21 protein-coding genes are annotated in these 24,985 nt (G+C 55.7%); 16 read left to right on the top strand and 5 right to left on the bottom strand.

Annotation, left to right across the window (positions count from 1 at the left end; translation table 11 throughout):
* Positions 1–30 precede the first annotated feature (30 nt).
* On the top strand, positions 31–846 hold the full coding sequence (locus tag IT893_RS11230; RefSeq protein WP_197145220.1) for a TIGR00282 family metallophosphoesterase: 816 nt from the start codon (positions 31–33) through the stop codon (positions 844–846).
* 80 nt (positions 847–926) lie between these two features.
* On the opposite strand, the gene IT893_RS11225 is transcribed toward IT893_RS11230, so the two are convergent.
* Together IT893_RS11225 and IT893_RS11220 are read right to left on the bottom strand one after the other, a co-directional pair.
* Positions 927–3,164, bottom strand: coding sequence for a methyl-accepting chemotaxis protein (locus IT893_RS11225; protein ID WP_197145219.1), 2,238 nt, complete (start codon positions 3,162–3,164; stop codon positions 927–929).
* Between the two features lie 371 nt (positions 3,165–3,535).
* Positions 3,536–5,710: a methyl-accepting chemotaxis protein gene (locus IT893_RS11220; RefSeq protein ID WP_197145218.1), complete on the bottom strand. Its 2,175-nt coding sequence runs from the start codon at positions 5,708–5,710 to the stop codon at positions 3,536–3,538.
* 482 nt (positions 5,711–6,192) lie between these two features.
* Here IT893_RS11220 and IT893_RS11215 point away from each other — a divergent pair, with 482 nt between their 5' ends.
* The 15 genes from IT893_RS11215 to IT893_RS11145 all read left to right on the top strand — a co-directional run bounded on the left by IT893_RS11215 (position 6,193) and on the right by IT893_RS11145 (position 20,832).
* The gene (locus tag IT893_RS11215) at positions 6,193–6,939 is read left to right on the top strand and encodes a YebC/PmpR family DNA-binding transcriptional regulator (RefSeq protein WP_120225029.1); all 747 of its coding nucleotides are present in this window, start codon (positions 6,193–6,195) and stop codon (positions 6,937–6,939) included.
* Between the two features lie 34 nt (positions 6,940–6,973).
* The gene (gene ruvC, locus IT893_RS11210; RefSeq protein WP_051007649.1) at positions 6,974–7,549 is read left to right on the top strand and encodes a crossover junction endodeoxyribonuclease RuvC; all 576 of its coding nucleotides are present in this window, start codon (positions 6,974–6,976) and stop codon (positions 7,547–7,549) included.
* The gene (ruvA, locus tag IT893_RS11205; protein ID WP_197145217.1) at positions 7,546–8,241 is read left to right on the top strand and encodes a Holliday junction branch migration protein RuvA; all 696 of its coding nucleotides are present in this window, start codon (positions 7,546–7,548) and stop codon (positions 8,239–8,241) included. Before ruvC ends, ruvA begins: the two co-directional genes overlap by 4 nt.
* Entirely contained in the window at positions 8,238–9,299 is a 1,062-nt protein-coding gene (gene ruvB / locus IT893_RS11200) for a Holliday junction branch migration DNA helicase RuvB (protein WP_197145216.1), read from the top strand. The genes ruvA and ruvB overlap by 4 nt, the downstream gene beginning before the upstream one ends.
* Positions 9,299–9,760, top strand: coding sequence for a YbgC/FadM family acyl-CoA thioesterase (locus tag IT893_RS11195; RefSeq protein WP_252723927.1), 462 nt, complete (start codon positions 9,299–9,301; stop codon positions 9,758–9,760). Before ruvB ends, IT893_RS11195 begins: the two co-directional genes overlap by 1 nt.
* Before the next feature lie 7 nt (positions 9,761–9,767).
* Complete coding sequence (tolQ, locus tag IT893_RS11190) at positions 9,768–10,499, top strand: protein TolQ (protein WP_008891378.1); 732 nt, start codon at positions 9,768–9,770, stop codon at positions 10,497–10,499.
* 2 nt (positions 10,500–10,501) lie between these two features.
* A complete protein-coding gene (gene tolR / locus IT893_RS11185; protein ID WP_040824151.1) occupies positions 10,502–10,954 on the top strand; it encodes a protein TolR in 453 nt (150 codons plus the stop codon).
* A 7-nt stretch (positions 10,955–10,961) separates the two neighbouring features.
* The gene (locus IT893_RS11180; RefSeq protein ID WP_064780635.1) at positions 10,962–11,906 is read left to right on the top strand and encodes a hypothetical protein; all 945 of its coding nucleotides are present in this window, start codon (positions 10,962–10,964) and stop codon (positions 11,904–11,906) included.
* Positions 11,907–11,947: 41 nt separating this feature from the next.
* On the top strand, positions 11,948–13,318 hold the full coding sequence (tolB, locus tag IT893_RS11175; RefSeq protein WP_008891381.1) for a Tol-Pal system beta propeller repeat protein TolB: 1,371 nt from the start codon (positions 11,948–11,950) through the stop codon (positions 13,316–13,318).
* Between the two features lie 129 nt (positions 13,319–13,447).
* Positions 13,448–13,942 (top strand): peptidoglycan-associated lipoprotein Pal, encoded by a 495-nt coding sequence (pal, locus tag IT893_RS11170; RefSeq protein WP_197145215.1) that lies wholly within the window; start codon positions 13,448–13,450, stop codon positions 13,940–13,942.
* A gap of 153 nt (positions 13,943–14,095) precedes the next feature.
* Positions 14,096–15,148: a tol-pal system protein YbgF gene (gene ybgF / locus IT893_RS11165; RefSeq protein ID WP_197145214.1), complete on the top strand. Its 1,053-nt coding sequence runs from the start codon at positions 14,096–14,098 to the stop codon at positions 15,146–15,148.
* Positions 15,149–15,168: 20 nt separating this feature from the next.
* A complete protein-coding gene (gene tilS, locus IT893_RS11160; protein ID WP_197145213.1) occupies positions 15,169–16,623 on the top strand; it encodes a tRNA lysidine(34) synthetase TilS in 1,455 nt (484 codons plus the stop codon).
* Between the two features lie 85 nt (positions 16,624–16,708).
* Entirely contained in the window at positions 16,709–18,652 is a 1,944-nt protein-coding gene (gene ftsH, locus IT893_RS11155) for an ATP-dependent zinc metalloprotease FtsH (protein WP_063087190.1), read from the top strand.
* A gap of 13 nt (positions 18,653–18,665) precedes the next feature.
* The gene (gene folP / locus IT893_RS11150; RefSeq protein WP_197145212.1) at positions 18,666–19,781 is read left to right on the top strand and encodes a dihydropteroate synthase; all 1,116 of its coding nucleotides are present in this window, start codon (positions 18,666–18,668) and stop codon (positions 19,779–19,781) included.
* A 262-nt stretch (positions 19,782–20,043) separates the two neighbouring features.
* Positions 20,044–20,832, top strand: coding sequence for a response regulator transcription factor (locus tag IT893_RS11145; RefSeq protein WP_197145211.1), 789 nt, complete (start codon positions 20,044–20,046; stop codon positions 20,830–20,832).
* Between the two features lie 35 nt (positions 20,833–20,867).
* Here IT893_RS11145 and IT893_RS11140 read toward each other — a convergent pair whose 3' ends face one another.
* The 3 genes from IT893_RS11140 to IT893_RS11130 are packed head-to-tail and all read right to left on the bottom strand — an operon-like array spanning position 20,868 to position 24,883.
* Positions 20,868–22,724 carry a 7TM-DISM domain-containing protein gene (locus tag IT893_RS11140; protein ID WP_197145210.1) on the bottom strand — a complete coding sequence of 619 codons (1,857 nt, stop codon included), beginning with the start codon at positions 22,722–22,724 and terminating at the stop codon, positions 20,868–20,870.
* The gene (locus IT893_RS11135; protein WP_197145209.1) at positions 22,711–22,881 is read right to left on the bottom strand and encodes a hypothetical protein; all 171 of its coding nucleotides are present in this window, start codon (positions 22,879–22,881) and stop codon (positions 22,711–22,713) included. Before IT893_RS11135 ends, IT893_RS11140 begins: the two co-directional genes overlap by 14 nt.
* Positions 22,862–24,883 (bottom strand): sensor histidine kinase, encoded by a 2,022-nt coding sequence (locus tag IT893_RS11130; protein WP_252724138.1) that lies wholly within the window; start codon positions 24,881–24,883, stop codon positions 22,862–22,864. The genes IT893_RS11135 and IT893_RS11130 overlap by 20 nt, the downstream gene beginning before the upstream one ends.
* Positions 24,884–24,985: the final 102 nt, after the last annotated feature.

The raw sequence follows: 24,985 nt of genomic DNA, 5'->3' as shown, positions 1-24,985 counted from the left end.
CCTGCTGGCTGACGCAATACAGGAAGCACAATGCGTTTACTTCATCTTGGCGACGTTCTGGGGCAGTCCGGTCGCAAGGCAGCGCTTGAAGCGCTCCCGATGCTACGTGATCGGTTGTCGGTTGATATCGCGGTGGTGAATGTCGAAAACGCAGCGCACGGCTTTGGCGTCACGGCAAAAATCTGCAAGGAATTCTATGACGCTGGTGCCGATGTCCTGACCACGGGCAATCATGTCTGGGATCAGCGCGAAATCATCGCCTATATCGACGAAGATGAAAAACTGCTGCGTCCTTGGAACTTCCCCGATGGTACGCCCGGCAACGGTGATTATGTCTTCAAGACCAAGTCGGGCAAGAAGGTCTGCGTGATTAACATGATGGGCCGTCTGTTCATGGATCCGTTATCCTGCCCGTTCCAAGGCGCAGACAAGCTGTTTAACAAGCATAAGCTTGGCAAGAATGTCGATGCCTTGATCGTCGATTTCCACGCCGAAACCACGTCGGAAAAAATGGCGTTTGGCCATCATTGTGACGGGCGTGCGTCGCTTGTGCTGGGAACTCACACCCACGTGCCGACGGCCGATGCCCAGATTCTGCCAAATGGTACCGGCTATCAGACCGATGTTGGCATGTGCGGCGATTTTGATTCCGTCATTGGCATGAAAAAGGAAAACTCGGTTCGCAAATTCATCACCAAGATGCCGTCCGGCCGGTTCGAACCGGCAGAGGGGCCGGCAACGGTCTGTGGCGTTTACGTTGAGACAGACGACAAGACCGGGTTGGCAAAGCGGATTGAAGCGGTGCGCATCGGTGGCCGCCTCAAGGGCAGCTGGCCCAGCGCCTGACGCCAAGGTGACTTTCAACCGATCAAAGAAAAAGGCCCGCCAGATGACGGGCCTTTGTCGTTTCAGGTGTGCGGTTTTGATCAGGCTGCGCGATCACGGGCCTGCTGACGCAGATCATCAAGGATGACAGTAATGCGCGTGCGCAGTTCACTGACTTTCTCGGATGCCGAACGCGACGTGTTCAGGACTTCGCCAGACAACTGGCCGGTGCGGCCGGTTTCGTTGGCAACCTCGGCAATCGATGCCGACACAGCGCGCGTTCGGTCCGCCGCACCACGCACGTTGCGCGTGATTTCGTCAGTTGCGGCCCCTTGCTGCTCGACTGCGGCCGAAATCGTCGTTGCAATCTCATTGAGGCTATCAATGATCGAGCCGATTTCGCCAATGGCGGTGACAGACTCACCGGTTGCTTTCTGAATGCCGGAAATCTGGCCCGAGATTTCCTCGGTCGCCTTTTCGGTCTGGTTGGCAAGGTTTTTGACCTCTGCCGCGACAACCGCAAAGCCCTTGCCCGCATCACCGGCACGTGCCGCCTCGATGGTGGCGTTCAGAGCCAGAAGGTTGGTCTGCTCGGCAATGTCGGTGATCAGCGCGATCACCTCGCCAATGCGGCTTGCCGACTGCGACAGGCTGTTGACCAGTTCGTTGGTGTGTTGTGCGCGTTGCGCGGCTTCGTTCGAAATACGCGTGGTTTCCGCCATCTGACGGTTAATCTCCGCGTTCGAGCTTGAAAGCTGCTCGGTGGCGGAGGCAACGGTTTCAACATTGCCGGTGGCTTCATCGGCCGATTTCGACACCTCGTCACTCTGACCCGAAACCAGTTCGGCACTGTCGGTCATCTGACCTGATACGCCTTGCAGCTGTTCGGCAAGGGTGGCGATTTCAGTCACCGCACTTTCGACCTCACCCTGCAGGGTATCGGCAAGTGACAGCAATTCATCGCGCAGTGCCTCGTTGCGTTCGCGGTTCAGGCGCTCTTCCTCGGCCTGCATGTCGCGGACCTTGATCGCGTTTGCCTTGAACACATCAACCGCACGGCCCATGGCAGAAATCTCGTCATTGCCACCTGATGGAACGGCCGCGTCAAGATCGCCATCAGCCAGCGAAATCATCGATTTCTGTAGACCGGCGAGGCGACGCAACAGGTTGCCACGCACATAAACCAGATAGATCAAAAGCGGAATAATGATCGCCGCGGCACCAACGCCATACATCACCAGCGAGCTTTGCTGGGTCAGGGTGCTTGCGGTGTCGGCAGATTTGTCGACACCCGATTGAAGATCGGCGACAAGCGCGTTCACACCATCTTCCATCGCGGCGGCAAATTCGGCGCTGTCTTCAACGATGTCGATCTGGTCGTCGGCCAGCTTAAGTTCTTCGCTGCGAAGCGAAGAAATGCTTTTGCGGCCCATTGACAGCTTTTTGATATCGCCAAGCAGGCCTTCATAGAATTTCTTGAGCTTCTCGTTCTCAAGTTCGCCAATGGTATTGGCAACGACACCAACCGCCCCACGGACCTGAACGCCCATGATGCGAAGCTGCATGCGATCATCCGATGATGCAGCGGACAGAACGGTATTGCTGATTTCAGCACCACTGTTGGCAAGCTGCAGGATAGGGGCCTGGGCGGCCATCAATTCATCAAGTTTGAACAGAAGTCCCTTGGTTGAGGCTTCCTGTTCATCGGTCAAGAAAGCGCCGGCCTGACGCAGATCATGAACCTGACTGGTGACTTCGGTGATTTTGGTTTGGGATGCCGACAGGATCGGCTGGATCATCGAGTTGTATTTGCCGGTCAGTTGCTGGAACTTCGCAAGAGAATCCGAAAGTTGGCCTGCGACCTCGAAACGTTCAATCGTCGTGTCATGAAGTTCCTGAAGCGACTCAGCAAGGCTTTGGCCATTGGTCTCGATCACCGACAGCGTTTCTTCCGGAAGCCCGGACTGGCTCAGCACCGCAAGATTTTCCTGCAAGTTTGCAAGCATCACGTCAAGGTCCGCCTTGACCGCCTGTTCTTCTTCAACGGTGGATGCCGCGATAATGCGTGGTGCGGAGGCCACAATTTTCGCACTGGTTGTTGCAAGCTGCTGGGCAGCAAACATTGGCGGAAGTTGCTCGTAGGCAATCGTGTCAAGCTGGTTGCCGAATTTGGTAAAAGAGAAGACCGATACAGCCGCAGCCAAGATTGCAATCAGACCGACAAGAAAGAAGGCACCCGCCAACTTTTCACGTACGCCAAGCCCTGCTTTGTTCGTCTTTGTTGAGTTCTTCTTTTTTGACGATGACGGCTTTGCGCCGCGCTTGAAACTTAAACCCATAATTAAACCTACCCCGTAGACCAAAGAGACAAGCGTCGCCACATATGGTGCCGACGCATGTATGTACGTCGTCTGAACGTTTGTTCCCAGCCAAGCCACTTTGGGGAATACCCGATATCCGACCCTGACAGGATCTCGGGAAATTTGGGGCCTGATCTATTATTATTGTTGTCCGATATAGCACAGGAATCGCATCGGGATCATGAATTTTCGGCCAAACCTGTACGGCTGTATAAAATTCAGGATTGCGCAAAGTGGCTTTTCGCAGCGACTGCACTTTATTTCGGATCGAAAGACGCTGCTTTCAATGTGATCGTCAAACAAAAAGGCCCGCCAATGGCGGGCCTTTTGTCATCAAGTTTTGCCTGTGATCAGGACGCTGCGCGATCATGTGCCTGTTTGCGCAGATCATCCAGAATGCCGTTGATCCGCGAACGCAGGTTTTCGACCTTCTGCGATGCATCCTGTGCGGTTGCCAAAACCTGACTGGACAGTTCGCCTGTCTTGCTGGTTTCATTGGCAACCTCGTTGATCGAGGCCGATACAGAACGCGTGCGATCCGCAGCCCCGCGCACGTTGCGCGTGATCTCGTCGGTGGCGGCACCCTGTTCCTCGACCGCAGCCGAGATGGTGGTCGCGATCTCATTGATGTTTTCAATGATACGGCCGATATCGCCGATGGCATTGACGGACTCACCGGTGGCTTTCTGAATGCCCGAAATCTGACCCGAGATTTCCTCGGTCGCTTTTTCGGTCTGGTTGGCAAGGTTTTTGACCTCTGCCGCGACAACCGCAAAGCCCTTACCTGCATCCCCGGCACGTGCCGCCTCGATGGTGGCGTTAAGTGCCAGAAGGTTGGTCTGCTCGGCAATGTCGGTGATCAGTGCGATCACCTCGCCAATGCGGTCTGCAGACTGTGACAGGCTGACCACCAGTTCGTTGGTTTCCTGTGCGCGGTTGGATGCTTCGTTCGAGATACGGGTCGATTCCGCCATCTGACGGTTGATTTCCGCATTCGATGCCGACAGCTGTTCGGTCGCAGCCGCAACCGTTTCAACGTTGCCGGTTGCTTCCTGTGCAGAGCTTGCAACTTCTTCGGTCTGACCCGAAACCAGTTCCGCACTTGACGTCATCTGACCGGAAACGCCCTGAAGCTGATCACCAAGGGCCGCGATTTCGTTCACGGCACTTTCAACTTCGTTCTGCAGGGTGTCGGCCAGTGCCAGCAACTCATCACGAAGTGCTTCGTTGCGTTCATGGTTAAGGCGTTCTTCCTCGGCCTGCATGGCCTGGACCTTAAGGGCGTTGTCCTTAAAGACATCAACCGCACGGCCCATGGCGCTGATTTCGTCATTGCCCTTGGACGGCACGACGACATCAAGGTTGCCATCAGCAAGCTGAACCATGGTTTTCTGCAAACCACCAAGGCGGCGCAGAACGTTGCCACGCACATACAGCACATAAATCGCAAGCGAGATAATGATGGCTGCGACGGCAACAACAAACAGGGCGGTCAGGCTCTGTTTCTCGACGACCTTCGCCTGGGCGGCGGCATCGTTGACTTCTGCATTCAGACCGGCAACCAGTTCGGCAACGCTGTTACGCATTGCGTTGGCATATTCGCCACTCTGCACTACAAGCGCCTGGCTTTGTTCGGTGGCCTCAAGTTCACGTTTGCGCAGTTCAGGCAGGCTGCCTTCACCAACCGACAGCTTCTGCATCTTGTCGATCAGATCGACATAGAATGCCTTGAGGCGATCGTTATCAAGCTCATCAAGCTTGCTCAGCGCATCGGTGTACGTGCCACGAATACGCACCGGAATGATCGACAGGCGCACCGCCTGGGTTTCCGTGGTGCTGGAAATGATCATGTTTGATGCGGCAGAACCCAGACGCTCGATATCAAGGATCGGTGTACGCGTCTCGATCGCTGATGCGAACTTCCGGAAGGACTCAAGGATTTCTTCTTTGTCCGCGCTGTATTTCTTTGAAGGGTCTTCTTCAAACGACGCGGCGTATTCGCTGCCTTGGGCGATGTCGTTCTGGGTATAGGACAGCACTGGCTTTAAGGTGTCACCATACCGTTTCGCCAGATTCTGGAACTCTTCGAGTTTCGCGGCTTTTTCGTCGCTGATCTGGAAACGTTCCTGGGTCACTTCGTGCAGCTGTTTGAGGTTATCCTCAAGCAGGGCGCGATTGTCGTTGATGCTTGCAATAACCGCGGGCATAAAGCCGGTCGCTTCAATTTCGGCGATGCGGACATTAAGCTCTTCAAGACGAACCGCAAGTTCTTCGTTAATCGCGGTTTCTTCTTCCGGATTGGCAGCGGCCACGATGCGCGGCGCAATGGCGACAATTTCTGCACTTCCGGTTGCCAGTGACTGAGCCGCGGCAATCGGCGGAAGCTTCTCTTCGGTAATGGTATTAAGCGCATTACCGAACTGATTGAAGGAAATAGCACCGACAATGGCAGAAATCACTGCCATCAATCCGACCACAGCAAACGATATCAAAAGTTTGCTTTGGACCCCGAATTTAGTTCCCATTCTATCTAACCTTTTTCCTGGCTGTTTCCGTATGGCTTCTTTGTCCATTCCGGTTGTTTATGGCACCGCAGGATCATATGCAGTCCTGCGTTAGGCGACAGCTTGGCCCTAGAGAGTATTCTGCTTTAGTTTAATATCTACACCAGAGAACATTAATGAAAGAATATCAAGACGTCTGCAACATCTATCCGCGTATAGTGCGCGACTATCCCGGGATAGGTTGGTTATGATTTCGATGCATCCAGCCCCAAAAACCTGCCCCTTACGCCCGATATTTGGCGATCTCGCCAAGCATGGCTGGACCTTGCTGGGTAAACAGGATATAGGAGCGGTCGAAATTTTCGTTCGCGTATGTCGCAGATATGAATGTGTCATCCTGCACATGCCCGGACGGGCTGGTCTGTCAGGGAACGCCCGTATGACCGGCGTGGTATCACCCGATACCGTTCCACTTCGAATTCATTGACGACAGGTTACAGGTTATGGCCGGCCATTCCCAATTTAAGAACATCATGCACCGCAAAGGTGCGCAGGATAAAAAGCGCGCCAAGATCTTCACCAAACTCGCGCGTGAAATCACTGTTGCCGCGAAAATCAGCGAAGATATCGATAGCAACCCGCGTTTGCGTGCGGCGATTTCTGCGGCCCGTGCCCAGAACATGCCCAAAGACAACATCGATCGTGCCATCAAAAAGGCGACCGGTGCAGGCGAGGGTGATAACTATGAAGAAGTCCGCTACGAGGGTTATGGCACCGCTGGCGTTGCCGTCATCGTCGAAGCACTGACCGACAACCGTAACCGTACCGCATCTGAAGTACGTGCAGCCTTTACCAAGCATGGCGGCAACCTGGGTGAAACCGGTTCGGTCGGCTTCATGTTCAACCGTGTGGGCGAAATCGTCTATCCGATCGACAAGGCCGATGCTGACGAAATCTTCGAAGCGGCCCTTGAAGCCGGTGCTGCCAATGCGGAGTCCGATGATCAGAACCACGTCATCGACACCGAGATCGAAGACCTTAACGCTGTGCGCGAAGCCCTGACCGAAAAATTCGGCGATCCGGAAAGCGCAAAGCTGGTCTTCCGCGCCACCACCGAAGCCGACATTTCGGTCGAACAGGCGCAAAGCATCATGAAACTGGTCGATGTGCTTGAAGATAACGACGACGTCCAGAATGTCTGGACCAACGTTAACTGGACCGACGAAATCGTCGCTGGTCTCGATAACTAATTAATATTTGCCAACACCCGCCTTTCGCTTTTGAATGGCGGGTGTTTTGTATCTGGAACCCGCTTTTTTGGGGGATGTAGTGGTCAGAGTGCTCGGGATTGATCCCGGTCTGCAACGAACCGGTTGGGGCGTCATTGACCTCGATAACAATCGTATGCGCCATGTTGCCAATGGCGTGGTGACGTCCACCCAGTCATTGACCCTTGCCGAACGCCTTGATCAACTGCACACCGGCCTGATCGAAGTGATCCGGATCTGGACACCCGACGAGGCCGCGGTTGAAGAAACGTTCGTGAATAAAAACCCGGTTTCGACCCTGAAACTGGGGCAGGCGCGTGGTGTTGCACTGCTTGCGCCTGCGCGCAGTGGCATTCCGGTAACGGAATATACACCCAATGCCGTCAAAAAGACTGTGGTTGGTGCCGGTCATGCTGCCAAACAGCAGGTCGAAATGATGGTTTCAACCCTTCTGCCGGGATGTGACATTGCCGGGCCGGACGCCGCAGATGCTCTTGCGGTTGCCATATGCCACGCGCAACATGCCGGGAACCGGTCGCTGGCCAATTCGATGGCAGCACACCCAACACGAAACGGGAGAAAATACAGGTGATCGCCAAACTGCGCGGAATTGTGGATTTCATCGGCGAAGACAGCGTCATTATCGATGTCAACGGCGTGGGCTATCTGGTTTTTGCATCCCGCCGCACGCTTTCGATGCTGCCGCCCAAGGGCGGGGATGCTGGCCTGATGATCGAAACCCACGTTCGCGAAGATCACATTCATCTTTATGGCTTTGCCGATAACGCCGAAAAGCAATGGTTTGCCTTGCTCACCACCGTTCAGGGTGTCGGTGCGAAGGTTGCACTCGCCCTGTTGTCGGTTCTGACGCCCACCGATCTTTTGCGCGCACTGGCCGCCCAGGATACCACGGCCCTCTGCCGCGCACCGGGAATCGGCCCCAAGGTCGCAACCCGCATTGTTGGCGAACTGAAAGACAAGGCCGCAAAACTGAACCTTGGCCCGGTTGCTGCCCCGGCGGCCCTCGCCGTCGAAGATGCAAAGCCAGCCGCGAAATCCAAGAAATCAGCCAAGGTCACCACAGATGTGAGCATCGACACAGCGCCAACCGAACCGGCTGTAGATGATAGCGTCGTTTTGGCAGACGCGGTATCGGCATTGGTCAATCTTGGTTATGGCCGGTCCGAAGCATTTGGTGCGGTGGGCAAGGCCGCCCAACAGGCGGGCGACGACAAGTCGATCGATACCCTGATCCGTCTGGGACTAAAGGAGCTTAGCGCGTGAGCGAAGAAGAAGACCGTCTGCTCAGTGGTGAGCGCCGCGAAGAAGATCATCAGGATGGATCGCTGCGTCCCCGTCGGCTTGACGATTTTACCGGCCAGAAAGAAGTCCGTGAAAACCTTGATGTCTTCATCAAGGCTGCCAGTGCGCGCGAAGAAGCCATGGACCATGTCCTGTTCTTTGGTCCGCCGGGACTTGGCAAAACCACGCTTTCGCAAATTGTTGCCAGTGAACTCGGTGTCGGCTTTCGCGCAACATCCGGCCCGGTGATTGCCAAGGCCGGTGACCTTGCAGCCCTTTTGACCAACCTGCAGCCGCGCGATGTTTTGTTCATTGATGAAATTCACCGTCTGAACCCGGCGGTGGAGGAAATCCTTTATCCGGCGATGGAAGACTTCCAGCTTGATCTGATCATCGGCGAAGGGCCGGCTGCGCGCTCTGTGCGGATTGATTTGCCGCCCTTTACCCTGGTGGGTGCCACCACGCGTTCGGGTCTTCTGACCACGCCGCTCCGTGATCGTTTTGGTATTCCGCTGCGCCTTCGGTTCTATGAGCCCGAAGAACTGGTCAGCATCGTTGCCCGTGGTGCGCGGCTTTTGAATTTCGACATGACCGAAGAAGGCGCGATGGAAATCGCCCGGCGTTCACGCGGCACCCCGCGTATCGCCGGTCGTTTGTTGCGTCGCGTACGTGATTTTGCGGCCGTGGCTGAAAAATCGCCGGTCGATAAATTCATTGCCGACGCGGCCCTGACCCGGCTTGAGGTCGATAACCTTGGCCTCGATAGCCAGGACCGCCGATACCTTAATTGTATCGCCAGCAACTATGGCGGTGGTCCGGTCGGGGTCGATACATTGGCCGCCGCCCTGTCCGAAGAACGCGATACCATCGAAGACGTGATCGAACCTTATCTGCTGCAACAGGGCCTGATCCAGCGTACCCCGCGCGGGCGCATGCTGGGTGTTAAGGGCTTCAAGCACCTTGGCCTGACCCCGCCACGCCAGGCGGGCGGGATACCGCTTTCCGATCTGTTTGACGGGCAGGCGGGGGAAGAATCCTGATGGCCCAACAAGATCACGACGCCATTCTTGGCCGCTTCGAAGGCAAGCGGCATATCTATCCGCTGATTGTCTATTACGAGAACACAGATGCCGGTGGCGTTGTCTATCACGCCAACTATTTAGCGTTCGCCGAACGGGCACGTTCAGCGATGCTTAACCTGTTGGGCTTTACCAATCGAAATATTGCAGAACGCCACAAAGTTGCCATAGCCGTTCGACAGTGTACGCTCGACTTTCGACGTCCAGCGCTTTTGGAAGACCGTATTACGGTCGAAAGCCGGGTGATCAAGGTTGGGGGCGCATCGCTTGGTTTTGAACAAAAGATTATGCGGGGCGACGACGAACTGGTGGTGATCGAGATTTATCTCGCCTGCATGTCGTTGGAAGAATTTCGGGCACAACGTCTGCCCGACGAACTAAGAACAGTATTTAATAGTTGTCTTGATGTGACAAAGGACTGACGGGAATATGGAAAATCAAGTGGTCGACGCGGTAACGCTGGGGCAGTCGGTCATGGCACATGATATGTCTCTGTGGGGACTTTTCATGCAGGCTGGACTGGTCGTCAAAACAGTGATGATCGGTCTTTTGCTGGCTTCTGTCTGGGTTTGGGCGATTGTCTTCGAGAAAATCCTGCGACTGCGCAAATTGCGCGCCCAGGCAAACACCTTCGAAGAAGCCTTCTGGTCGGGTGGATCACTTGAAGATCTGTATGATCGCATCGCCGACAAGCCGCGCGATCCGATGTCAGCCATCTTTGTTTCGGCCATGCGTGAATGGCGTCGTTCGAACGCAAAGGGTGTCCATGGCGACACAATGCGTGCCCGCCTTCAGCAGCGCCTTGAAAAATCCATGGAAATTACCCTTGGTCGTGAAATGGACCGGGTGGAACGGTATATGACCTTCCTGGCATCCGTTGGCTCGACCGCACCGTTTGTTGGTCTGTTCGGCACGGTCTGGGGCATCATGGTTTCGTTCCAGTCGATCGCGGCATCAAAGAATACCTCGCTTGCGGTTGTCGCGCCGGGTATTGCCGAGGCGCTTTTTGCAACCGCCATGGGCCTTGTTGCTGCGATCCCGGCTGTGGTTGCCTATAACAAGATTTCCAGCGACCTGAACCGTTACAGCAACCGCCTCGAAGCTTTCGTGGACGAGTTCTCCTCGATCCTTTCGCGCCAACTTGACGACACGAGAGACTGATTATGGGCGCACAGCTTGCCAAATCAGGCGGAGGACGCCGTCGCGGTCGCCGGAGTAACCGGCGGGCAGCGATGAGTGACATCAACGTCACCCCGATGGTGGACGTTATGCTGGTGTTGCTGGTGATCTTCATGGTCGCAGCGCCGCTGATGACGGTCGGGGTCGAGGTTGATCTGCCGGAAACCAGTGCCGCACCGATGACCGGCCAGGATGAGCCGCTGGTGGTGTCGGTCTCTGCCGAAGGTACGATCTACATCATGGATAGCGAAATCGCGCAGGACACCCTGACCGAAAAGCTTGCCGCCATTACCGACAACAAGGCCGATACCCGCATCTTTGTTCGCGGGGACAAGACGATTGATTATGGCCGTGTGATGGAAGTCATGGGCCTGATCAAGGATGCCGGTTTCACCAAAGTCGCCCTGATCGCCGAATTGCCGGCAAAGGGTTCGTAAACGAATCATGCTGCGTTACGCTCTCATATCGCTTGGTCTGCACGCTGTCCTGTTTCTGGTGGCGTGGCTTGGGCTGCCCGATCTGTTTGATGAAACACCGTTGGAATTGCAGTCCATTTCGGTTGAAGTCGTGACAGTGGACGAATTTTCCGCAGCCCCGACCAAGGCTTTGCCAAAACCGGAACCCAAAGAGGAACCGAAACCAAAGCCAACCCCGAAGCCGGAACCCAAGCCAGAGCCGAAGCCTGAGCCAAAACCGGAACCAAAGCCGGAACCCAAGCCTGAGCCGAAGCCCGAACCAAAACCGGAGCCCAAGCCAGAGCCGAAGCCTGAGCCAAAACCGACACCAAAGCCGGAACCGGTTCCGACGCCAGACGTTAAAAAAGAGCCGGAGCCGAAACCGGAGCCGACGGAGCTTGCCGCTGTAAAGCCGGAATCCAAGCCGACGCCGCCGAAACCGGAACCGGTCAAAAAGCCGGAGCCGAAAAAGGAAGAGCCGAAGAAACGCGATCTCATGAGCGTTCTTAAGGATGTCAGCAAGCTTAAGGAAACAGCAGAAGCCACACCGGAGCAGCAGCCAGACGAAACGCCGGAAGAAAATGCCAGCGAGGTTGTCGCGACCAGGCTTGATGCCAATCTGACCATGAGCGAGCTTGATGCCGTAAAACGTCAGATCGAAAAATGCTGGAGCCCCCCGGCCGGGGCCAAGGAGGCGGGCAACTTTGCGGTTGAAATTCATGTCAGCGCAAACCCGGACGGAACCGTCCGTTTGGCGCGGATTAGCAATCTGAACGAAATCCAGGGTGACACTTCCCGCCGTACGATTGCAGAAAGCGCGCTTCGAGCAGTGCTAAATCCGCAATGCAGTCCTCTAAAACTGCCGCTGGATAAATACGAAATGTGGCGCACATTCACGTTCAATTTTGACATGCGTGAAATGCTGGGCCTTTAACGACCAAGTTCTTGAACACGCGTGGAAAATAGCGAGGCAGGATGACGATCAAGACCAACGCAATAAAACGATTTTGGGCTAAAGGCAGTGTCGCGGCACTGTGCGCCCTTGCCGTTGTCGCTGGCCTGAATGTCGGGTTCATGTCGCCGGCAAAGGCGGAACTCCGGATTGATATTACCCGGGGCGAATTGAAACCGATGCCAATTGCCGTCACCCGCTTCCCGGGCGAAGGCGTTGCCGAAACCGAGATCGGTCAGAACATGACCCAGGTGATTGCCGCAGATCTCGAACGTTCGGGCCTGTTTTCACCGATTGATGAAAAGGCATTCATTCAGAGTGCCGCATCATTGGCGGTGAACCCGAACTTTGCCGAATGGCGGGCCATCAATGCGCAGGCCCTGGTGAACGGTCGTGTTGTGACCGAACCAAATGGTCTTCTGCGTGTCGAATTCCGCCTGTGGGATGTTTTGGCTGAAACCCAGATGTCTGGCGTTGCGTATCGTACGCAGCCAAACAACTGGCGTCGGATTGCTCACAAGATTGCGGACGAGATTTACAAACGTATCACCGGTGAAACCGGCTATTTCGATACGCGCGTTGTCTACGTCTCGGAATCCGGTCCGGCCGATAACCGGACCAAACGACTGGCCATCATGGATCAGGATGGTGCAAACCACCGGTTCCTGTCGGATGGACGGTTCCTCGTGCTGAACCCGCGCTTCTCGCCGACGGCACAGGAAGTGGTTTATATGTCGTACTTTAACGACAAGCCGCGCGTTTACGTTTTGGATATTGATACCGGCGAGTTGGAATTGCTGGGTGATTTTCCGGGGATGACCTTTGCTCCCCGATTCGCGCCAGACGGGAACTCGGTTGTGATGTCACAAGCGCTTGACGGGAACAGTGAAATCTATGGACTGGACCTGCGCACGCGTGAAAAGCGTCAACTGACGCGCCATCCGGCCGTGGATACCTCGCCTTCCTATTCTCCGGACGGGTCTCGCATTGCGTTCAACTCCGACCGCAGTGGGGCACAACAACTTTATGTGATGAATGCCGATGGTGGGGGCGTACAGCGCATCAGCTTCGGTGGTGGACGTTATGCCACACCGGTCTGGTCGCCGCGCGGAGACCTGATCGCATTCACCAAATCCGAAGGAGGTCGTTATTATATCGGCGTCATGCGGCCAGACGGCAGTGGAGAAAGGCTGCTGGCCGAGGGTTACCTCGTTGAGGGACCAACATGGGCACCGAACGGTCGAGTTTTGATGTACTACCGCCAGCACCCGTCCAGGGACGGGACCAAGGATCGCTATCGTTTGTATTCGATTGATCTTACCGGTTATAACGAGCGAGAGATCGTTACACCGGCGGATGGGTCGGATCCTGCATGGTCGCCCTTGATTCCCTGATATCTCAAGAGTATAGTCATCGCGAAGCACTGAATGCGATTCGCTTTAATCGCGGGCATTTTCGGTGTCGCGAGACATGGAAAACACCAACCTCGGGCGAATGCGTCCGGTGTTAAGGGGAAAACTTAAATGAAACTTCGTATTCTGAGCGTTTTTGCTGCTGCCGCTCTTCTGGCTGCTTGTGAAACTGCACCTGATAGCACGGCAACCACTGGTGGCGACGGTGCAAGCACTTCTTCCAGCGCCTCGACTTCGACTTCTTTGGCTGAAAGCAGCCCTGAGTGGTTCGCTGTCAACGTTGGTGACCGCGTCTTCTTTGGTTTCGACAAATACGATCTTGCCGGTGAAGCACGTCGCACCCTCGAACTGCAGGCTGCTTGGCTGAAGAAATATCCGCAGTACAAAGTTGTTGTTGAAGGTCATGCCGACGAGCGCGGCACCCGTGAATACAACCTTGCACTCGGCGAACGCCGCGCGAACTCGGTGAAAGATTACCTGATCGCTCTGGGCATCGACCCGTCGCGCATCGAGACCATTTCTTATGGTAAAGAGCGCCCGGTTGCTCTTGGCCATGACGAAGAAAGCTGGGGTAAAAACCGCCGCTCTGTATCGGTTATCCGTTAAGCGCGTGCAGGTGAAAGCCTGACTTGAAGATCAAGGCGCCTGTCCCGTTTGGGGCAGGCGCCTTATTTTTGCCGCCTGAAAATGTTTGAAAGTCACGACAGGTATTTCCATAGTGAACCTTCAAAGACTGAATTGACGAAAAAGGACCCGAAAATGATCCGCGTTCGATCCGCCATTTCGCCAAAGAACCGCAACATCCTGATGGCCCTTGCCGTCGGAGCTGTGTTTGGCATGACATCACTCGGGTCCCTGCCGGTTCACGCGCAAGACGCCAACATGTCGCGTCAGTTAGAACAATTGCGCAAGGACCTCGATCTTTTGCAGCGTTATGTCTATCGCGAAGGCACCGGTGACGCCGCACAGGCCGCTGTCTCGTCTGGTGATGGCGGCGGGGCTGCGACCCCGGCTGCCGCACGCCAACAGGTCCAGATCAGCGCACTGGAACGCACCACCACCCAATTGACCGGTCAGCTTGAAGAATTCGACTACCGCATTCGCAAGATGGAAGACCGTCTGGAACGTCTGGTGGCCGATATTGATTTCCGCCTTAACCAGCTTGAAAGCGGTGGCGTTGCGACCAGTGGCGCAAGTGCCGGTGGGGCAAATGCACCGCTTGCTGGGGGCACGGCTGTACAAGGTGCCAATAACTCTGCCGCCAACAGCGCACCGGGGGCTGCCGGTTCGGGTGAGCCCCTGAATGAACGTGGTACCCAGCTGTTTGGAGTGATTGAAAGCGAAGGCCAGCCGCCGCAAATTCCAAGCGGCGCTGCCGCATCCAACGCATCCGCACCAACTCAGAGTGCTGCGGCAACCACCGGCACGCCTGAAGAACAGTATCGCGAAGCCTTTGGCCTTCTGCGCAAACAGGATTTCCAGGCCGCCGAACAGGCGCTGGGCAATTTCGTCAGCAACCATCCCAACGATCCGCTGGCGGGTAACGCGCAATACTGGCTGGGTGAAACTTATTATGTGCGTGGCCAGTATGAGAATGCTGCCATCGCCTTTACCGAAGGTTTCCAGACCTACCCCGACAGCACCAAGGCACCAGACAACCTTCTGAAACTTGGCATGTCGCTGGCCAATCTTGGCAAGAACGAAGATGCCTGCACGGCCTTTGGTCACCTGATTGACAATTTCCCGAACGCCTCGAACGTCGTTCTGGATCGCGCCCGTCAGGAACGCCAGAACCGTGGATGTCCGCAGTAAACCCTGCGTATGACAGACCGATGATCGGCAACCTTACGACATCAGAAAATCAAAATACGGCGTCCGGTGGATCTCCACTGGACGCCGTTGCCTTTGATAGACTGATGATGGCGTTCGCCCCGTTTGAAACTACCCCTGAAATCCTTGTTGGTGTCTCGGGCGGGGCCGACAGCATGGCGCTTGTACTGCTGGCCCATGACTGGTGTCAGGCACAAGGCGGGCGCGTGGTCGCCGTTACGGTTGACCATGGTCTGCGCAAGGCCGCCGCTGACGAGGCCCGCTGGGTCGCAGCCGAACTTGCCCGCCATAACATCGAACACATCACCAAACACTGGCAGGGCGAAAAGCCAACCGGTGCCGTGCAGGAAAAGGCGCGCCAGGCCCGCTATCAGATTTTTGATGACCTGATGCGTGATACCGGCATTTTCCATCTATTGGTTGCCCATCATGCCGGCGACCAACGCGAAACCATTGCCATGCGCCGCGATCGCGGCACGACCCCGATTGGGCAGGCGGGAATGTCTGCGCGCCGCTATCTGCGATATGGCCGGGTGCTGCGTCCGTTTTTGGCCGTTGCCAAGGCCGACTTGGTGGCGACCCTGACGGCACGCGGGCAGGCGTGGATCGAAGATCCTTCTAACATCGACGAAAAGTTCGAGCGTGTACGCGTGCGCAAGGCGTTTGAGGCGGGGGCAGCACGCCCGCCCGATATAACCACCGACGCGTCGGCGCGTCGCGACCTTGAAACGGGCATTGGCCGATTGCTTGCCGGGGCGGTCACCCTGCACGCGAACGGAGTTGCGATCCTTAACCCGGATGTGCTGCTGGATCCGAAAACGGATCGCAACGCCGCGATCCATGCGCTGGGGCAGGTGGTGCGTACGGTAGGAGGTGCAGGATATATGCCTGCGCTGGATAAACTGCGCGGTGCACTTGATCGCCTTGGTGCGGATAAAACAGCCCGCATCAGTCTGGGCGGCTGCGTCTTGCACGGTCGGAAAGGCGCGATTTGCGTTTATCGCGAAGTTGGCCGAATGGCGCAGGATCCGACTGCGTTGGATGCCGAATCACTCACACGATCTTTGGTTGTGCGGTTTGATAATCGCTTTGAATGGCAGGCAGATGACGCTGATCTGTCGGGGCAAACTGGACGTTGGATCGCACCACTTGGCCTTTGTGATGTGTTTCACACGAAGTCTTTTCGCGCCGCATTGGGCGAAATTGCACCATTTATTGGTAATTTACCGCGCGCGGCCCTTGCATCCGTGCCTGCACTCTACGATAAAGAAGGCTTGTTATCTGTTGGCGGGCTTGAGGTTTCGGAGCTTTCCGACGTACTATCCGCCGCCGGTTGCGGACGGCCTCTGGGCAGGGGCCTCATCGCGTCTGGTGGCAGTTGGCAGTTTGCGCCGCAAGTACCTTTGTGGGAAAGTGGTTTCAAATCGTCACCGAAACCCGACAACCTACTTGCGTAAGCGGGGCTTATGACTATTTGATTGTCAGACCCTGCGCAGGAAGTTTTGCGTCACGGCACACACAAATTGCGACCAGTAGCTTGGAATGAATATGGGAAAAAATCTCGCACTGTGGGTTATTATCGCCATCCTTTTGGTGGCGCTGTTTAACCTGTTTCAGTCGCCCTCCGGACGGTCCGGTCAGTCGTCGCTGGCATTTTCGGACTTCCTGGCCGAAGTGGATTCAGGTCAGATTTCCGAAGTCACCATCCAGGGCAACAACCTGACTGCAGAAACGCGCGACGGTCGCTCTGTTAATGTTTACACCCCGGATTATCCGAACCTCGTTGAAAAGCTGAACGACAAGGGCGTGCGCATCATCGCACAGCCTGAAGAAAGCCTGTCTCCGTTGATGAGCGCTTTGATCAGCTGGTTCCCGATGCTTCTGATCATCGGTGTCTGGATCTTCTTCATGCGCCAGATGCAGGGCGGCGGCGGTAAGGCCATGGGCTTTGGCAAATCCAAGGCCAAGATGCTGACCGAGAAGTCCGGCCGCGTGACCTTCGAAGATGTCGCCGGTATTGAAGAAGCCAAAAGCGAGCTTGAAGAAGTCGTCGACTTCCTGCGCGATCCGCAGAAGTTCCAGCGCCTTGGCGGTAAAATCCCCAAAGGCATGCTGCTTGTCGGCCCTCCGGGTACCGGTAAAACGCTGCTGGCACGTGCGATTGCCGGCGAAGCAAATGTACCGTTCTTCACCATCTCGGGTTCTGACTTCGTCGAAATGTTCGTTGGTGTCGGTGCATCGCGTGTGCGTGACATGTTCGAACAGGGCAAGAAAAACGCACCTTGCATCATCTTCATCGATGAAATCGACGCTGTGGGCCGCCATCGTGGTGCCGGTCTTGGCGGCGGTAACGATGAACGCGAACAGACGCTCAACCAGCTCCTCGTTGAGATGGATGGTTTCGAAGCCAACGAAGGCGTGATCCTGGTGGCTGCAACCAACCGTCCGGACGTTCTGGATCCGGCATTGCTGCGTCCGGGTCGTTTCGACCGTCAGGTCGTCGTACCGAACCCGGATCTGGAAGGCCGTGAACGCATTCTTGGTGTTCATGCGCGTAAAGTTCCGCTGGGCCCGGATGTCGATCTGCGCACGGTTGCACGTGGTACCCCGGGCTTCTCGGGTGCGGATCTGGCAAACCTCGTCAACGAAGCAGCCCTTCTTGCTGCGCGTCTTGGCAAGCGTGTTGTCACCATGGCTGATTTTGAAAACGCCAAGGACAAGGTCATGATGGGGGCTGAACGTCGCTCCATGATCATGACCGATGACGAGAAAAAGCTGACCGCCTATCACGAAGGTGGTCACGCACTGGTCGCACTCCATACGCCTGCGTCTGATCCGATCCACAAGGCCACCATCATCCCGCGCGGTCGCGCACTGGGTATGGTGATGCGTCTGCCGGAACGTGATCAGGTGTCCAAATCCTACGAACAGTTGATTTCCGACCTTGCGGTTGCCATGGGTGGCCGCGTTGCCGAGGAAATCATCTTTGGCAAGGACAAGGTTACCACGGGGGCGTCTTCGGACATCAACATGGTGACGCAATATGCGCGCAAGATGGTAACCGAGTGGGGCTTCTCAGACAAGCTTGGGAATGTCAAATACGTTGATAATCAGGAAGAAGTGTTCCTTGGTCACAGCGTTGCCCAGCACAAAAACGTTTCGGAAAAAACAGCACAGCTGATTGACGAGGAAGTCCGTCGTTACTCTGACGAGGCTTATGAATTCGCCAAGCGCGTTCTGACCGAACATCTTGATGACCTGCACAAGCTTGCAAAAGGTCTGCTGGAATATGAAACCCTGTCGGGCAAGGAAATCGACGCGCTGCTGCGTGGCGAGGAAATTAACCGTCCGGGCCATACTTCGGGTGGCGGCAAGGACGCAGGTGGCGGACGTCGCTCCACGGTGCCAAGCACCGGCGGTGCCCGCAAGGATAACCCTGGTGACGGCGGCGGGGACCTTTCCCCGGAACCGCAACCGGGAAGCTAACAGAAAGAGACTGATGGACGAGATCAAACGATCGGTCCTGCGAAGCCCCGCCGATGTGCGGGGCTTTGCCGATTTTGAAGGACCGCTTTACTACGCACCGACCGGTTTCATCGACCATGCCGATGATCCCAATACCTTGCCACTTGCCGGATCACGCCGGGGTTTTTCAGCGCTTGAAATCATCCGCCGCCGCGAAGGTGGCGGTGCCGAAAGCATGATCTTGCCGCTGCTCGCCCTTGAAGGCTGGGTGCAAAACAGTGGCCGGGTTGATGAAATCAATGCCGTTCTGGACCGCCTGATGGCCAAACGCCCGGACTATGCCGGGCTTGATATGGCGTCCTGCCATGTGATGGGCATCATCAATGTCACACCCGACAGCTTTTCCGATGGCGGCGATTACAACACCACCGAACAGTCTGTGGCACGCGCCACGGCGATGATAGAGCAGGGCGCATCAATCATTGATGTCGGCGGCGAATCAACCCGTCCGGGGGCCGATACCGTTTCCGAGGACGAGGAAATCAGTCGTGTGGTCCCGGTGATCCGCGAACTGGCATCCAAGGGGCACGTCGTTTCGATCGATACCCGCCATGCTGGTGTGATGGAGGCCGCGATTGAGGCCGGTGCAGCCATCATCAATGACGTCACAGGGCTTGAGGGCGATGAACGCTCGATGGAGGTTGCAGCCGCGTCTGGCAAACCGGTGATGCTGATGCATATGCAGGGCGAACCGGGCACCATGCAGGCCGACCCGAAATATGATTGTGCGGTGCTTGATATCTATGACTATCTGCTCGATCGCATCGAAAGCTGCGAGCGGGCTGGTATTTCACGTGATCGCATTTGCATTGACCCGGGCATCGGCTTTGGCAAAACGCTGTCGCACAATCTTGAACTGCTGTCGCGTCTGGCCATTTTCCATGGTCTGGGCTGCCCGATCCTGCTGGGGACGTCGCGCAAGTCATTCATCGGCAAGATTGATCCCAAGGCCGACCCCAAGCAGCGTCTGGGTGGTTCAATCGCGTCTGCGGTCAATGGATGGCGTCACGGGGTTCAGATGATCCGCGTGCATGATGTGCCCGAAACGGTGCAGGCGATTTCCGTCGCCAGTTCCACATCTATTGTCTGAAGATGTATTTGATCCATTCTCTGCACGTATAACTTGTCATTTTATCGGCATCGTTTAAAACATGGCTCGCAATCGCAAGGAGGCTTGGCTTCTGATCGGTTGCGAGCTTTTTTGTGGCAAGTTCGATTCTGGCATTTTCTGACCATTTACGGTTGATACTTGCAGAATCGGTCCTTTGACCACATACCAATAAGTATCAAACAAAAGTGACACCAAAGTCACAGTTGATGGTTGGACAACAAGCGAACGCGAAGGTCTTTAGATGAACGAGATTGGCGGTCTGACGCAGCCGTTTCCTGCTGATGTCAGGTCTGGCTGGAATGCTATGACGCACTGTGTTTATGTCGTGGAAGACAACACCGATCTGAACAAGGATCTGTGTGAGTATCTTGAGATGTGCGGTTTCGATGTCGTCGGGTGTGAAACCGGGGCTGCATTTTACCGGGCACTTGCTGCGCGCAAACCTGATGCGGTCATTCTTGATATTATGCTGCCCGACGCGGATGGCTATGAGCTGGCCCAGCATGTCCGCAAAACCGTTGATTGCGGCATCATGATGCTGACCTCGCTTTCGGGAATGGACAATCACCTGACCGGCTATAAATCTGGTGCTGACGTCTACCTGACGAAAGACAGTCCGCTATCGGTGATCGAGGCCGCGCTTAAACCGCTTCTGCGCCGTGCGTCACGCTCGGATAGCGAAGCGACGGCTGAAACGACAATTGCCGAGGATAGCTGGGTTCTCGATATGCTTAACTGGACCCTGCGCAATCCTCAAGGTAACGAAGCCAAACTGACAGCGACCGAACGCACCATCGTCAAGATCCTGATTGACGCCAATGGGGCGTGGCTGACGCGTCCTGAAATCGTCGAGGCGCTCGGCAAGGCCGACACGGCGGAAAACTGCCGCAATCTGGATACGGCAATCCGGCGCGTGCGTCAAAAAATCATCAAGGAAATCGGCGAAGAACTGCCTGTGCGAACGGCTTACGGTCGTGGCTATGCCTTTACGTCGCCCGCCGCCATTGCCGGCGAGGCCGAGGCTTCCTGATCCACCTGTTTCCCAACCGAATAACGTGCGGCCAGCTACTCGCACGGTAACAACAGGCAAAGCTCGATGCTGCGTGCGCCCTTCTGGCGCAGCGTGATCGATCCGCCGTGGGCAACGACAATACGTTGCGAAATATGCAGTCCGAGTGCGCGCTGCAATGACTGGCTTTCCATGTCGCGTCGGAACAGCGCATCGGAAATCATGGCGGTCTCGTCTTCATCAAGTTCTTCACCGCGGCAGGGGATGCTGATTTCGACCCGCATCTCCGAATGTCGGTGAGTACTGATGTGGATTGGTGCCCCGTGCGCAAAGCGGCGTGACGTTTCAACCAGGTTCGTGATCGCAAGGCCCATCAGGGTTTCGTCGATAAAGACCTCGATACCTGTGGTTCGGCTCAATACGGCTTGAACTTCCGCACCTTCGCGTGTTGTCTGGGCGACAAATTCCTGAAGAAAACGGTTGATCGGAACTGTCTTGCGCGCAAGTGACAGTTCCTGGGTATCGATACCGTCCTTGGTCAGGAAAATATCGACAAGACGCGCCAGTTTCTGGGCCTGAAGCTGGATGCGTTGCAAACGTTCAAGAACGTCATCCTTATGGTTTGTAAGGCGCAGCATCAGCATTTCCGATGATCGCTGGATCACCGCAAGCGGCGTTCGGAATTCATGCGACAGCATCGAAATCAGTTTGCGCTGTTCTTCGACCAGCGAGGTGGTTTCTTCTGCCTTGCGCACGACAGTGACCCGTTCCTTGTCCATGCGCGACAACCGCATCGTCATGATGATGCCCATCCCGACAAGGTGGAACATCAAGGTGTAGCTGTGCAGTTCCAGACGCAATCTGGTCGCATCGATCACCCCCGAAAGGGCAAGCTGGATCATGATCGCGGCCCCGGTCGGGACGGCCAGAACCACAAGGAACGCCCAGTAGCGCGGGTTGTGGATGTCTTCAAACGCCCGTTTGATCAGGATTGCGCACATCGTGGCCATAAAGACCGAATGGCTTGGCACGATATAGGTGCCAAAGACGGTGTAGAGATCCGTCGTGGCCCCGGCCGCAAAGGCCAGAATGAAAAACCCGTACGCGCAACATATCTTGTAGGCCAAAGGATGCTTCTTTTTGGCATCGATGATGTAGAGCCACAGAAACACCGTCACGCCATAGGTAATGATGTTGGCTGTTCCCAACAAAAAGTCATTCAGCCACGGTATTTCCGGTCGTAGCTCGCTTAAGACCACGCCATTGACGACGGCCGCCGTGACACCGATTGCCAGGACCCAGACGCTGTACAAAACCACAATCCGATCCCGCGCAATCAGACCAAGCGCCAGATAGGCCAACCCCAAAGCCAGAATGAAGCCAAAGAAAACATTCGACGCCAGATCACGGAAGGACAGCGAAGACACCAGGTCGGTTGCCGGCCAAAGTGTCATCCAGATCAGATTGGCGCTATTGCTTTGCGACCGGACATAAAGGCGATAATCGCCCGGCTCCATCAGGGGCAGGGCGGCAATATGTGCTCGTCCGCCATATTGGCGGGCGCTGGCGGGGACATGATCGCCAAGACGGGTGTGCCAGACCGGATCCCCCAGCCCATCGGGCACCAGAAACACATCAATGAAATTCAGATAGTTCGGCCCGACTTCAAGCAGGGCGCGTTTCGTCATGTCATTGGTGATGGTGAGATCAAGCTGATGCCAGATCACATCGCGGGTATACCCAAAGGACGGTATGGCAGATGACTGCTGAAAGGCCGCATCCGGAAGGGCCTGGATCTCTTCAAAGCCAAGCCTGCGTGTGGTGTCGGCAAAGGACGCAACAAACCGGGTGATCTCAATCGGTTCTGTGACATTGCCCGGCAGGACCAGATGATCCTGATCATTGCTCGGCATCAAGGCTGATTGCGCGTTTGCACCGTGCCATGGCATCAAAACCATGGTTGTGATTATGAGCAACAACAATTCCGCCGCCAAAGCCATGGCGGACTGAGGATGTGTCTTTGGTGCAGTGAACAGCGGCGATCTGATCCTCATGGCCGCTCCCCGTCATGTGACGTCTCGGTATAACCAAGCGGGAAGCCAGCCCTGTTTTCATTGTTCCTGAGCACCGTCATGTCGCGGTCATAAGGCAATTTGATCAGGATTGTTGTTCCGCCTTCTTCGCCGACACTGACCGACAGGGATCCGTCATGGGCCTCGATGATGCGTTTGGTCAGATGCAACCCAAGCCCGACACCCTGGATTTTGACCGAATCCCGTCCGCGGTAAAAGGCGTTCAAAACATTCTGCAGATCGTCGGCGGCGATGCCCGGGCCCTCGTCGACAACCCGGATATAGACATAACCGTTGGCAGCCCGTTCGGCTGAAATCCAGACGGCGGCCCCCGGCGCATATTTGCGCGCATTCTCGATCAGGTTGATCAGCGCACGTTCCATCAGGATCCGGTCAATCTCGACGATCACAACATCGCTTTGGATCAGGCTGATATTCTGGCCGGGGACCTCGCGTTGGCGCTGCGCAATCAAATCGCGCAGAAACGCATCGATGGCAACCGCTTCGCGCGTGGTGGTGAATGTCGCGCTATCAAGGGTTTCCTTGGTCAGGAACGCATCGACAAGGCCCGAAAGCTGCCGGGCATTGGACTGGATCGTCGACAGCCGGTTCAGAACGCTTTCAGGCTCTTTTTGCAAATGTAGTCCGAGGATTTCAGCAGACCGCTGAATGATCGCAAGCGGGGTTCGGAATTCATGTGACAGCATGGTGATAAAGGTGCGCTGCTCACTGGCAAGCTGGTCGGCCCGCTGGCCGGAGGCAAGGGCATCAACACGCCGGTTGATCACGCCATAGGTGCGATAGGCCATGGCGATGGCCACCAGCACAAGCTGAATAAACGAACTGAGCGCAAAGATGCTCGTGGTAAATCCGTTGACCGGCAACCACCCGATCAGCAACAGCAAATGCGCCATCGCCCCGATGGTCGGAATCCCAAGCGCGACCATCAAATAACTCATCTGGAATGTGTGCTTCTGGCGATATCCGCGATACATCAGATTGATCAGCAAAACCGCAAGCAGGAATATCTGAGGGCCGAAAAACACTTTGGCATACAGGATATACCAGTCCGATGTGGCGGTCAGAAAACCTGCCATCGCCAGAACCGAATACCCTGCCATGATCCGAAACAGCGGCCGGTTCTCGCGATCAAGACGGGTCATATAGCTCCACATCATGATGCTTGTACCAAGCGCAAACGCGGTTCCGGTTCCCGTCACGAAGTCCGAGGCCAGCGACCAGAACGGTTTGAAAATCAGTTGGGCATAGCCCGTCACCCCGAACGAAATCAGGAACAGCGAAAAGATATAGCCCGAATACCAGAGAACAGACCGATCCCCCGACATCACGCCAAACGCGAAATAAATCCCGAATGCAAGAAGCAGAACACCAAGGGTTGCGCCCTTGATGAAACTGTTGCTGCCCGATTTGGTAATCAGCGCCGTATCAGGCAGGAGTTCGGCCTCAAGGACGTGCGCGCTGTTGGTATGGACCGCGATAACCAGCCAATATTCGCCAAGTGACAGTTTCGGCCATTCGGCAACGTGCGAAAGATTTTGCAAGCCACCCTTGGCTCTTGGAATTCGGTCGCCGAGATGTTCCTGCCAGATGATCTGGCGCGCGTCATTTGACAGGATGCTGATCTCGATATCATTCAGATACACATGTCCGATATCGATAAAGGCGCTTCTTCCCGTTCGTCCGGGTTGATCAACGATTTTGACCGGCGCGCGATACCAGATGGTGCGATCCGTATAGCCCGGACCGCGTGCCTCAAGGACAGAGGCGAATTCAGATTCGGCAATCGACGGGATTTTAAATGCGCTTTCCACTTTGCGGTCTGTCACCAACCGCGTCAGATAGCGGTTCAGATTGATAACTTCCGCAGGTCCGCTGGGCGGCAGGACGAGTGTTTTGGCAACCTCATGCGCAGCGATTTTGGGTCCGTAAACGGCAAAAATGCCGGACGCGGTCACAATCAACATCGCAAAAAGAAACATATTCAAGCGGATGCTGCGCAAAATTCCCCCGGTTTCAGCCCCTTAGCCCCTTCATCTTGTGATAGCGGGTTTTTGACCGAAGGTCATCGCTTTTATCCGAAT

This window comes from Thalassospira sp. A40-3, from assembly GCF_015871485.1.
Taxonomy (GTDB): domain Bacteria; phylum Pseudomonadota; class Alphaproteobacteria; order Rhodospirillales; family Thalassospiraceae; genus Thalassospira; species Thalassospira tepidiphila.
The sequence above is the reverse complement of the archived record's forward strand: the minus strand, read 5'-3'. Positions and strand labels throughout refer to the sequence as shown.